The organism is Alteribacter lacisalsi, from assembly GCF_003226345.1.
Taxonomy (GTDB): domain Bacteria; phylum Bacillota; class Bacilli; order Bacillales; family Salisediminibacteriaceae; genus Alteribacter; species Alteribacter lacisalsi.
Window position 1 is genome coordinate 214,729 of sequence record NZ_PDOF01000001.1, and the last position, 12,069, is coordinate 226,797.

Below are 12,069 nucleotides of genomic sequence, written 5' to 3' on the forward strand. Positions count from 1 at the left end.
TACTAAACCTTAAGCTGCAGGGGGACTTATGAAGACCGTAGGACTTTCCTTTTTTACTCTGCTCCGATCTTTAGTATAATATAATGTACTTACTGGGAAAGGAAAGTGGATGATTATGCGTCACGCACTCGTTACAGCAGGTACAAAAGGACTTGGCAGAAAAGTAACTGAAAAGCTCCTCCAGTCAGGGTGCAGTGTGACAATCCACTACCGGAGTGACGGAGAAGCAGCGGCATCACTGGATCGTGATCTGTCGGCTTATGAAGGAAGGTATGACTTCGTTCAGGGTGATCTGCTGAGAGAAGAGGATTTAAAAAACATGACACTTCACACCCTGGAACATTGGGGGAAAATTGATATTCTTGTTCTGAACGCAGGACCTTACATTTTTGAACGGAAAAAATTAATGGACTACACAGAAGATGAGTGGCATGCCATGATCAGCGGAAATCTGACTTCGGCTTTCCACCTTTTAAAGGGTATTGTTCCTGTGATGCGTGAGCACGGATTCGGCAGAATTATTACATACGGGTTTCAGGGTGCTGAGCATGCTCCAGGATGGCTGTACCGGTCTGCTTTTGCGGCTGCCAAGGCCGGGCTCGTTTCCCTGACAAAGTCGATTTCAATTGAAGAGGCAGAGTACGGAATCACAGCGAATATGATCTGTCCGGGTGAAATTACCGGTTCCATGAAAGAGTCATCGATTGCTGATGCGAGAGCTTTACCTGATTCTAAAACGCCAGTAGGCCGCTCGGGAACCGGAGAGGATATTGCGAGAACCGTTTTATTTCTTGCCGATAATAACAGCGATATGATCACAGGGACGGTCATAGAAGTGACCGGAGGTGTGGATGTTCTGCATAAACACCGATACTCGAACGAATAATTTTACCAGTTTCACCTCAAAATGACGGTAGAGGTGAAAAAGATGAGAATACTGATAGCTGCTGCCATTATGGCAGTGATGGTTTATGCTCCTGACGCTTATGCTGGTGGTGAGGAAGATCTGCTGCTCTACAGCGAAATTACGATTACAGTTCAGTCGGGCGGCGTCGAATATGAATGGGAATACAAAAATCCTGACCGTTTCGAAGTGGAAGAAGGAACTTCTGTTAAAAAAGGCGAGCGTGCACGAGAGGAAGTCACTCATCTGGTGACGGCCCTGTCGCTGTCTGAGAGTCCCTCAGCAGAGGACGTGGTGGATGTGTTGAAAAAAGAAGGCTGGACCGACCTGGAGTCACTTAGAATCGTGGCACTTGACCGTGACCGCTGCCTGTTTTCGTGGGGCTGGAAAAGGGATTGAAGCAAGGGAACGCACAAAGGTCCCGGTATGGAGTACAGACGCTTTCCGGGACCTTTTTTTATACTATGCCTTTACGATCTGAAGTTCCTTTGGGAAAGAAGTGAACGTTACATGGCCGGAAGAGGTGATGTAGACATCATCTTCTATTCTTACACCGGCCTGATTCGGAATGTACACGCCAGGTTCGATGGTAAAAGCCATTCCCTCCTGCAGAGGATCGTCATTGTTTGCATGCATGGAAGGAAATTCATGAACTTCAATACCGAGACCGTGGCCGAGACGGTGAGGGAAATACTCTCCGTAGCCGCGGGCTGAGATAACGCCGCGTGCGGTCCGGTCCAGTTTGCCAATTGGTGTTCCGGGACGGCAGAGACTAAGCGCTTCTTTCTGGGCGGCAAGCACTGTTTCATAAATTGCCTGATTTTCGTCTGTCACATGATTGAAAAAGACTGTACGGGTAATGTCCGAAGCATATCCTTTCCAGATCACGCCCAGGTCAAACAGCACTGCGTCGCCCTTCTTCAGCTTTCTTGTTCCAGGGTTCCCGTGAGGATCACCTGCTTTTTCACCGAAAAGAACCATGGTCGAAAAAGCCATCTCCCGGACACCTTTTTTCTTAAGCTCATATTCAATCGCTGCGAGGACTTCCATCTCGGTGATGCCTTCGCGCAGGTTTGCAATTCCCGTTTCCACACCAAAATCAGCAAGAGCCGCTGCTTCTTTAAGCAAAGCCACCTCTTCTTCTGTTTTAAGTAGACGCCCCTGCTCAAGAACAGGATTTGCTTCGATAAAAGAAGCTTCCGGAAAAGCACGCTGAAGTTCTTTTAAACGTTCCCATGAAATGTCTCTTTCGACAGCGATGGTACGGATATTTTCCACGCGGGAAGTCCATTCTTTCTTCAGCAGCTCCCAGGGATTGTCCGTATCGCTGTAGCCGGCGGCGCTACCTTTATGAAAGACCTCATTTACCTGATTGATTTCCATTCCCGGGCAAACAACCAACGGATCGTTTTGTCTGAAAAGACATGAGCCAACGAGGCGTTCATGAGGATCCGTATCAAATCCTGTCGTATAAAAAACGTTCGGCCGTGTCTGCAGGAACAGCACGTCCGCGTTGTTTTCCTCCATCCATTTTCTGATCATCTGATGCCGCTTATCCATAATCATGACCTCCTGTACGGTTTGTTTACTCTCTGACCTCATCTTATCATAAATCCCATGCATGAACGGAGCGGTGGAAGGGTATTAAGTAGATGTCTCGAAAAAACTATTAAACAGGAGTGAGAATGATGAAGCTGTCGTACCATGGACACTCAATTGTAAAGATTGAAACGAACGGAAAAACGATTTTGATTGATCCTTTCATCAATGGAAATGACACAACAGATCTGGATGCAGATTCAGTTAAAGCGGACGTGATCCTCCTGACCCACGGACATAATGACCATGTGGGCGATACAGTGGAAATTGCCAAGCGTAACGACGCCCTCGTGGTCGCTCCTTTTGAATTGGCCACCTACCTCGGCTGGCAGGGAGTTAATACCCACCCGATGCATATCGGCGGAGCCCACGAGTTTGACTTTGGACGGGTCAAACTGACGCAGGCTTTCCACGGCTCAGCCTACACAGAGGAAGAAAACCAGCGGATCGTGTATACAGGGATGCCGGCTGGTATCCTGTTATTTGCAGAAGGTAAAACAGTCTATCATGCAGGAGATACGGCTCTCTTTTCCGATATGAAAATACTCGGAGAGCGTTATGATATTGATGCGGCATTCCTGCCGATCGGCGATAATTTTACGATGGGACCAGATGACGCGGCACTGGCTGCCGAATGGATCGGAGCCAGAAAAGTCATTCCGGTTCATTACAATACGTTCCCTGTTATCGAGCAGAATCCCGATTCATTTGTCCAGGCCCTGCCAGGTGGAGCCGGCGTTGTGATGAATCCAGGTGATGAGATGGAGCTGTAAAAGCATTTAGTGAAAGAGCCTCCTGCGGGGGCTCTTTTTTTATGGAAGTTTCCGGTTCAGGCGTGCTAAAGTTCATTTCAATGTGGTCACTATGATTTATAACGGCATGAAACTTTACGTTAAAGCTCAAACAAAGAGGCTCAGCCATTTCACATGCTGCATAAAACCTTTTTAACATTATATGATCAAACCACCTATTCAGCCGGTATGCCTGAAGACTCCTGCGGCAGTGGTCTGGCAGGCTGACCCCCCACAGGCGCAGCCGAGGAGGCTCAGCGCCACCGCCGCGGAAAGCGAAGGGCATGGAGGCTGAATAGTGTATTGCGAAGCAATATTAAAGATAGTAATGAAATCCTGTTCAATTCTGCTTTTTTGAACGAGGCATTATAAAATTGATTCAAGTACAAGTAAACGAAAATAAGGAGAGTAAAATTCAAACAGGCACAGTTAAAAGAAACGTTCTCACCAGGACGGACAAGTCATACACTGTAGCGAGGTGATGTATGATGAAAAGTTCACGGTTATTCCTCTGTATTCTTCTTGCCTTCCTTATCGTTTATCTTGCCCTTCCCCGGCTGCCTTTTTCCGAGACAGGCGGACTAGGAGCCTGGTTTGCCTATGCCTGGATCGCATTTGCCCTTCTCGTACTCGGGGGGAACGTTTATGGCTGGCTTGTGGAGCGCGATAAGGAGAACCAGCAGGAGCAGGAGAGAAACAGGGAAACAAAGGCAGGGAGTAACAGAGGGAGAAAAAAAGTGCGGGAAACCTACTGAACCGCTTGAAACCCTTTTCCTATAAACGTATACTTGTATTAGTACAGTTTAAAGAAAAGAGTGAAACAGCTCTTTCGAGGTGGGAAAAGGGATGACTAAACATGAACAGATACTTCAGCATATCCTGTCACTTGAAGTTGGCAGCAAAATCTCCGTCCGGCAGATTGCCAAAACGCTTCAGGTCAGTGAAGGAACAGCGTACCGGGCTATTAAGGACGCAGAAAATCAGGGGATTGTAAGTACGATCGAACGGGTGGGCACAATCCGTATCGAAAAAAAGCAGAAAGAGAACATTGAAAAACTGACATTTGCGGAAGTCATTAATATTGTCGATGGCCAGGTGCTGGGAGGCAGAAACGGCCTTTACAAAACGCTCAGCAAATTTGTCATCGGTGCTATGAAGGCGGAAGCGATGATGCGTTATGTAGAGCCGGAGAACCTTCTCATTGTGGGTAACAGGGAGCAGGTGCACAGGCTGGCCCTTGAAGCCGGCGCTGCTGTGTTAATCACCGGCGGATTTGAGACAAACGACGAAGTGAAGGCATTGGCGGACGAGCTTGAGCTTCCAATCATGTCGACGAGCTATGACACGTTTACTGTTGCGGCGATGATCAACCGTGCGATCTATGACCAGCTGATAAAAAAGGAAATCCTTCTTGTCGAAGACATACTGATTCCTTTCGAGAGAACGTATCTGATGACAGATGCCCATACGGTTGAAAAATGGCACGAACTGAACAAACGGACAGGCCACAGCCGGTATCCGGTCATTCAGGAATCGGATAGAAAGCTTCTTGGAATGGTGACGGCAAAGGATGTGATGGGTGTCGGACTGTTTACGGAAATTGAAAAGGTCATGACACGGCAGCCGATTGCGGTTACAACGAAAACATCTGTTGCTTCGGCCGCGCACCGGATGGTGTGGGAAGGGATTGAGCTTCTGCCGGTGACGGATGCCAATAGAAAGCTTTTCGGAGTAATCAGCCGGCAGGATGTACTCAAAGCCCTCCAGATGATTCAGCGGCAGCCTCAGGTCGGAGAAACGATTGAGGACCTTGTGACACGGCATTTTGAAGACATCTCCACTCCGCAGGAGCATGCGTTCCGCCTGGAAGTCACACCACAGATGACAAATCATCTCGGCACCGTATCCTACGGTGTAGTGACGACGGTTGTAACGGAGGCGGGAAGCCGGGTACTGAAGAAATACAAAAAAGGCGATCTTGTTGTGGAAAACATGACGATCTTCTTTATCAAGCCTGTCCAGATCGACAGTGAGATGCGGATTTATCCTAAAGTCCTCGAAGTCGGCCGGAAATTTGGAAAAGTAGATGTGGAAATCTATCACGAAAACCAGATTGTCGGCAAAGCGATGCTGATGGCTCAGCTGATTGACAGATAACAGGCAGGTTCCGGGATTGGCTGAGGCCCTGCCCGCGGAAAACGTCCGTCTGCAACGAAAAGCCTGTACTTAATGACATAGCTGTGTTAAAGCTCGATGTTGATTACTCAAAAGTTGATTGCAGCGGACGCGCGACACTCCTGCGGGAACAGCGCCGCCTGAAGACCCCGCATGGCGTTTTTCCCGAGGAGGTTGAAGCGGTGCCCGCGTAAAGGGAGCGCGTTCTCTGCAATCAACAATAAACTTTTTCAGAGTCACTGAAATACACATACGAAGAACTTACAATCATAAAAACAGCCTCCGGCAAAATGCCGGAGGCTGTTTTAGGGTTTTATTTTGAAGGCTGTTCTTCCTGCTGGCGGATCGCTTCCGCTTCCTTCTGTGCAGCGGGAAGGAATGCCCGGTAGTTACGAATTCCAAAGAAAACATTAATACCACCGTAGGCAATGAAGATGACGCCGACAATAGTGGAAATCGTCGTTCCGTAAAGAATCATTGCATTTAATCCAAATGAACCGATGGCAATTCCAACAGCAATACTGGCTTTGGAGGCATACCAGTTACCCTCCATCACGCCGCGTGATCTCGTCTGCTGGACCTTGAAATAAACAAAAAGAACGAACGACACGACGATCATGATCGTTAAAAACATAAATGATGTCTCCTTTATTTCAGGGGCTCCTTCTGGAACCGACTGATTGTTCAGTGACACTGAAGTTGTTCTATTGTAAAAATAGCACAATGATGCTTTTGGAATCAAGGAAAACCGGGGCATTGTCACATAGAAGGTTTTGGGATAACCTAAAACTATATTCTGAATCTGAACGGACAGGAGTTCTGTAAATGATAACAGCCATTATTGAACAGATAAAAAAACACCAGACCATCATAATTCACCGGCACGTCCGCCCTGATCCTGACGCAATCGGGTCACAAGGGGGGCTTCGTGAAATCATTCAGGCAGCCTGTCCTGATAAACGGGTGCTCATAACCGGAGAGAACGACAGTGAATTTCAGTATTTGATTCAGATGGACGAGGTACGGGATGAAGATTTCGAGGATTCCCTTGTCATTGTGTGTGATACGGCGAATCAGCCCCGTATTGAAGATGAACGGTTCCATCTCGGGAACACCCTCGTAAAAATTGACCATCATCCGGAAGTGGACACCTACGGGGATCTGTCCTGGGTGGATACAGATGCCAGCTCGACAAGCGAGATGGTGTTTGAACTGTTTGAAGTATGGGAGAAGGATGGTGCGGTACTTACAGATGAAGGGGCCAGGCTTCTCTATGCAGGGATTGTCGGGGACACCGGCCGCTTCCGCCACCCGAACACAACGGAAAAAACGTTTGCCAGTGCAGGTAAACTGATCCGTTACAACTTTTCAAGACCGGATCTTTATGAGGCTATGTACGAAAAGCCAATTGACCTGGTCAGAACGGAAGGCTATGTGCTCTCCAACGCAGAGATGCTTCCGTCCGGGGTGGCCTATATCAAACTTACGAAGGAAAAGCTGGAGGAATTCGGGGTAACCGCATCTATGACAGCGAGTTTTGTAAATGCTTTTTCATCCATACAGGGGGTAAAAGCCTGGGTATTCTTTGTGGAGGAAGAAGAGGTAATCCGGGTCCGTCTCCGTTCAAAGGGGCCGGCGGTCAACGAGCTGGCTTCCAGATATGACGGAGGCGGACATCCTATGGCATCAGGAGCATCAGCCTATTCCTGGGAGGAAACAGACGCGCTTCTGGGCGAACTGGATCAACTTTGCAGGAACTATCCTGAGAAGCAGGCGTAACTGCTGCTTTGATAACGCTTCACACAGCAAAAAAAGAGCGGACGCTGCCTGTCAGGCGCGTCACGCTCTTTTTTTCGGGATAAACCAGGAACCAAATTCGGTTTCTTCTTCAATCACGTCGAGGTTCAATTCAGAGATTTCTTTGCGGATCAGGGCAGTTAATTCCTCGGTTTCCGCAAATGCTGAAAACCCGGCCTCAATATTTCTGATCTTTTCCTTTGCCAGTTTACTTCTGCTCATAATCTTCATAATTGCTGAACCTCCTTGTCGCTATTTATATATTATGCCTTAGCAGGCTGTCTGGTGAAAGTCACGGATGTTCTTTCTTTTATTATACCCTATTTGCATAGGGGAACGTAAAGCTTAGTCAAAGTTCATATAAATGACATAATCATCCATACCCTCTTTACGGTACCCTGCAATCAAAGAACTTAAACCAGCCTGCATGTTTAATCAGCCGCGTGAATACTGATATCAACCTCTGTTGTCGTATAAACCATGAAGTTTTCAATTTTAAGCTGGTACTTTTTATCATTATTGATTCGGAAGGTTTTATTCTCGATTGCTTTTTTTAAAAGCTCACGGGAGGAGAAGACCGTCTCGATGCTTTTGTTTTTAATGAGTTCCAGCTCACTTTCGACTGCACTTCGCAGCTCAAAGATCGTCAATTCACTCAAATTAACTTCCCGTTCGTTAACGAAGTTTACACGAATCGTCTGAACCGTTAATTTTTCCTGATTCTCCTTGTTCATCTCATCCTGATCCTTTTGGAGTATGTCAATTGTGTTTTCAAGATTTTCAATCGTCGTCCGCTGTTTTCCGATTTCCATAATGAGCTTGTCGTAGACGTACCCGAAGTTGTACAAAAAAAAGAGCCAGCCGATCAGCATGCCGAGAATAACACCTGCTGTAAAACGCTGCCAGCTTTTTTCACGATAAAGAGGAGGGATTCTCATTTCATTCCCTCCTGGGTGAGCCACTGTATAAGCACCGTTCCGCTGTGAGCACCGCAGAGAGCTGCGAAAATCATCAGGCCTGTATTGAAGATATCTGCGTGTGTGCCTTCGAAAATGCCCCGTTCCAGACTTGAAATCGCGTCAAAAGTGCCCCCGATAGCCGCCACAAGGGCCCAGATCTTAAGACTTGAAGCAAGGTCGTGCATAATGGAAAGGGGAGGTTTGCCGATCAGGTAGGCACCGATTCCCCCGAGAATGGTACCGCCGATAATCACACCAAATGCAACGAAAAAGTCGATAATCAGCGTAGCAAGAAAATCTTTATCCATATTCATCCCTCCGGACCTCAGGCGATCCTGTTTAAGCCTTTACTACATATGTATGGACGAGGCCGGAAGTTATGTGTGAATTATTGTGTGCTGCAAACATGCGTTTGCGTTACAATGAGGATACAAAGAATTCGGAAAGGAGGAATAGAAATGAGTTTTGTCCACCTGCATGTTCATAGTGAATACAGTTTCCTGTACGGTGCAGGGAAAGTGGAAGCCCTTGTGACAGCTGCAAAAAATATGGGGATGCCGGCACTTGCCCTCACGGATCTGAACGGCATGTACGGCGCTGTTCCCTTTTTTAAAGCATGCAGAAAGGAAGGGATCAAACCGCTCCTGGGAACTGAGCTTGTTTTTAAAGATGGGGAGGAACAATTTCCGCTTGTCCTGATTGCCAGGAACAATCAGGGATTAAAACGGCTCATGAAGCTTACAGCTGCTGCTTACGATCAGATGGAAAAAGGACAGCCTGCCGTTTCGGTGAAGAAGCTCAATGAGGTGGAGAAAGAAGCGGTAGTCGCACTGTCTCCCTTTGAAGGCGGGCCGGTCCAGACACGGATCGATGACGGTGACACCGCCGGAGCCGAGAAGATGCTGGCTAAACTCAAGACCGTTTTCGGGGAAGACGGCGTATACATAGAGCTTCAGCAGCACGAAAGGGCGGAGGAAAAGGAGCTTCTACTGAAGCTGAATGAATGGAACAAATCTCGCGGAGGAAGTCTGCCGTTTACGGCTTCAAACCACGTGCAGTTTCTTTCTCCCCAGGACCACCAGGCTCACATGGTGCTCAGAGCGATTGGACGTGGAGAAACCCTTGAGGAGCTGCCTGACCGCTGCTCGTCCGATCAGTTTTATCTGAAATCTCCCGAAGAAATGAGGAAACTGTTCTCCTCCTGGCAGGAGGCATGTGACCGGACTGTGGAAATTGCCGGCATGTGTGAGGCGGAAATCCGCTTTGATGGATCCTATTTTCCAAAGTACCCCGTCCCCGCCGGAAAAACGGCTGCTGCGTTCTTGAGAGAACGGTGTGAAAAGGGCCTTGCCGAACGTTACGGCCAAGATCCTGACTCCGTTGTAAAGGAACGGCTCGACTACGAACTTTCCGTCATAACGAATATGAAATACGAAGACTACTTTCTCATTGTCTGGGATTTTATGGACTATGCCCACAGCCAGGGGATTTTGACAGGACCGGGCCGGGGATCTGCTGCAGGTTCGATCGTCGCTTATGTGCTCAAAATTACGGATGTGGATCCGATCAAGTATGATCTCCTGTTTGAACGGTTTTTAAATCCCGAACGGGTTTCGATGCCCGATATTGATATCGATTTTCCCGATGATGAACGTGATCGGGTAATTCAATACGTTGCTGCTAAATACGGATCGGATCATGTTGCTCAGATAATAACCTACGGAACCCTTGCAGCAAAAGCGGCTATCCGTGATGCGGGCAGGGTTATGGGGACCCCCCAGTACCTGGTCGACAGAATGGCCCGATTCATTCCGTCACGACCGAATATAACCCTTCAGGAAGCAGTAAACGAAGTGCCGGAGTTAAAAAAGCTTGTTGACGAAGAGGAGGATGCAGGCACGCTGTTCAGAACTGCCCGCCGGATAGAAGGACTCCCTCGACATACTTCTGTTCATGCGGCCGGCGTGGTAATCAGCGAAGCTCCCTTAACCGATGTGATTCCGGTTCAGACAGGCAGCGGAGAAATCCGCATTACCCAGTATCCAATGGGAATTCTGGAAGAGATGGGACTTCTGAAAATGGATTTTCTCGGTCTGCGCAATCTGAGTTTTATTAAGGACATTGTCCGCCTCGTAAAAGAAGACCATCGTAAGGAAATTGATATTGCTGCAATCCCGTTTGACGACAGCCGTACATTCGCTCTCTTAAGTGAGGGAGATACGAGCGGGGTCTTCCAGCTCGAATCATCGGGCATGAAAAGCGTGCTTAAGCGGCTCAAACCAACCGAGTTTGAAGATATTGTGTCTGTTAACGCCCTTTACAGGCCGGGTCCGATGGAGAACATCCCCCTGTACATCCGGCGCAAGCATGGAGAGGAAAAGATAGGATACCCTCACGAGGATCTGAAACCGATTCTGGATAAAACATACGGGGTGCTTATCTATCAGGAGCAGATTATGCAGATCGCTTCCCGGATGGCCGGGTTCTCACTCGGGGAAGCAGACTTGCTCCGTAGAGCCGTCTCCAAGAAAAACCGTCAGGCTCTTGAGGATGGACGAACCTCTTTTGTCAGAGGAGCGTTAAAAAAGGGATACTCCCAAAAAGAAGCAGACCTTGTCTACGACCTGATTGTCCGTTTTGCCGAGTACGGTTTCCCTCGCAGTCATGCGGTCGCCTACAGTGTGATTGCCTATCAGCTTGCCTTTTTGAAAGCCAACTATCCTGCTTCATTTTTAACAGCGCTCCTGTCCGGCGTTCTTCACCATCAGGAAAAAATGGCCGAGTATATATCAGAGGCAAAAAAGAAGGGAATCGGAATTGCCGGTCCGTCTGTCAACCGGAGCGGGGCCAGATTTAAAGCCGAAGGAAATGCTATTGTAATAGGACTGAAGGCAATCAAAAATGTCGGGGTGCAGGCGATTTCCGCGATTCTCGAAGAACGCCGGCTCGGTCCATTTGAGGATCTTTTTGATCTGTGCGCCCGCATCCCTGCAAGATTTCTTCCGAAAAGAGCGCTTGAAGCCCTGATTGTGTCCGGAGCCTGCGATGAATTCGGAATGCATAGAGCCGGGCTTCTCGCCAGTCTTGATCAGGCGATGGAGTACGGCGAATCGTTCAGGGACTCGGAAGAACCGGCACTGTTCAAGGATGAAGTGGCAAAACCGGACTACTACGACGTGCCGCCATTCGGGGAACAGGAGCTGCTTCAGTTTGAAAAGCAGGTGCTTGGCTTTTACGCGACCAATCACCCGGTCACACCATATGCAGAGGTGCTGGCGCAATACAGCCGCACGATGATCAGCAGCGTGCAGGGAATTGAAAAAGAACGATCCTCTGTCCGGATCGCGGGACTCATTGAAAGCATCAAGGTTATCAAGACAAAAAAAGGACAGCAGATGGCTTTTGCCGTTTTGTCTGATGAAACGGGAGATGTAGAAGTCACGTTTTTCCCGGAAACGTTCGCGAAACATCGCCACTTGATGGACAGTGGCGCGCTCGTTTTTATCCAGGGGAAAACAAGCCTTCATAAAGGTGAGATGAAAATAAATGCAGAAAAAGCTGGACCGCTGGAGTCCTTGAAGAAGAAGCAGGAGAAGCCTATGGAAATTCTGTACCTGAAACTTGACGCGGAACATCAGGATCAGGGCTACCGTCAGCGCCTGCAGCGCCTGCTCAAAGATGATCCAGGGGACATCCCTGTGGTAGTGTACGACGAAACAAAACAGAAAGCTTTCCGCCTGGATGAAACGTGGCAGGTTTCCGGTGATGAAGGGCTTCTGACACGCCTTGGTGTGCTTCTGGGTGATAAAAATGTGGTACTTAAACAACAATAGGTGTATATCAT

12 protein-coding genes are annotated in these 12,069 nt (G+C 48.3%); 7 read left to right on the forward strand and 5 right to left on the reverse strand.

Annotation, left to right across the window (positions count from 1 at the left end):
- Positions 1–115 precede the first annotated feature (115 nt).
- Positions 116–886, forward strand: a complete 771-nt coding sequence (locus CR205_RS01000; protein WP_110516062.1) for an SDR family oxidoreductase — start codon at positions 116–118, stop codon at positions 884–886.
- 42 nt (positions 887–928) lie between these two features.
- On the forward strand, positions 929–1,303 hold the full coding sequence (locus CR205_RS01005; RefSeq protein ID WP_110516064.1) for a hypothetical protein: 375 nt from the start codon (positions 929–931) through the stop codon (positions 1,301–1,303).
- A 63-nt stretch (positions 1,304–1,366) separates the two neighbouring features.
- On the opposite strand, the gene CR205_RS01010 is transcribed toward CR205_RS01005, so the two are convergent.
- On the reverse strand, positions 1,367–2,464 hold the full coding sequence (locus CR205_RS01010) for a M24 family metallopeptidase (protein ID WP_110516066.1): 1,098 nt from the start codon (positions 2,462–2,464) through the stop codon (positions 1,367–1,369).
- A gap of 125 nt (positions 2,465–2,589) precedes the next feature.
- Here CR205_RS01010 and CR205_RS01015 point away from each other — a divergent pair, with 125 nt between their 5' ends.
- The 3 genes from CR205_RS01015 (at position 2,590) to CR205_RS01025 (ending at position 5,451) form a co-directional block, all read left to right on the forward strand.
- On the forward strand, positions 2,590–3,276 hold the full coding sequence (locus CR205_RS01015; RefSeq protein WP_201745332.1) for a metal-dependent hydrolase: 687 nt from the start codon (positions 2,590–2,592) through the stop codon (positions 3,274–3,276).
- A gap of 506 nt (positions 3,277–3,782) precedes the next feature.
- Positions 3,783–4,049: a hypothetical protein gene (locus tag CR205_RS01020; protein WP_110516070.1), complete on the forward strand. Its 267-nt coding sequence runs from the start codon at positions 3,783–3,785 to the stop codon at positions 4,047–4,049.
- A gap of 91 nt (positions 4,050–4,140) precedes the next feature.
- Entirely contained in the window at positions 4,141–5,451 is a 1,311-nt protein-coding gene (locus CR205_RS01025; protein WP_110516072.1) for a CBS domain-containing protein, read from the forward strand.
- A gap of 331 nt (positions 5,452–5,782) precedes the next feature.
- On the opposite strand, the gene CR205_RS01030 is transcribed toward CR205_RS01025, so the two are convergent.
- The gene (locus CR205_RS01030) at positions 5,783–6,103 is read right to left on the reverse strand and encodes a YtpI family protein (protein ID WP_161524627.1); all 321 of its coding nucleotides are present in this window, start codon (positions 6,101–6,103) and stop codon (positions 5,783–5,785) included.
- A gap of 191 nt (positions 6,104–6,294) precedes the next feature.
- Between CR205_RS01030 and CR205_RS01035 the strand changes: the two genes are divergently transcribed.
- A complete protein-coding gene (locus CR205_RS01035; RefSeq protein ID WP_110516076.1) occupies positions 6,295–7,248 on the forward strand; it encodes a DHH family phosphoesterase in 954 nt (317 codons plus the stop codon).
- A 60-nt stretch (positions 7,249–7,308) separates the two neighbouring features.
- On the opposite strand, the gene CR205_RS01040 is transcribed toward CR205_RS01035, so the two are convergent.
- From CR205_RS01040 to CR205_RS01050, 3 genes are all read right to left on the reverse strand, one after another.
- Entirely contained in the window at positions 7,309–7,497 is a 189-nt protein-coding gene (locus tag CR205_RS01040) for a hypothetical protein (protein WP_110516078.1), read from the reverse strand.
- 200 nt (positions 7,498–7,697) lie between these two features.
- Positions 7,698–8,204 carry a sporulation membrane protein YtrI gene (gene ytrI, locus CR205_RS01045; RefSeq protein WP_110516080.1) on the reverse strand — a complete coding sequence of 169 codons (507 nt, stop codon included), beginning with the start codon at positions 8,202–8,204 and terminating at the stop codon, positions 7,698–7,700.
- Positions 8,201–8,539 (reverse strand): YtrH family sporulation protein, encoded by a 339-nt coding sequence (locus CR205_RS01050; protein WP_110516082.1) that lies wholly within the window; start codon positions 8,537–8,539, stop codon positions 8,201–8,203. Before CR205_RS01050 ends, ytrI begins: the two co-directional genes overlap by 4 nt.
- 144 nt (positions 8,540–8,683) lie before the next feature.
- Here CR205_RS01050 and dnaE point away from each other — a divergent pair, with 144 nt between their 5' ends.
- Positions 8,684–12,058: a DNA polymerase III subunit alpha gene (dnaE, locus tag CR205_RS01055; protein WP_110516084.1), complete on the forward strand. Its 3,375-nt coding sequence runs from the start codon at positions 8,684–8,686 to the stop codon at positions 12,056–12,058.
- Positions 12,059–12,069 lie beyond the last annotated feature (11 nt).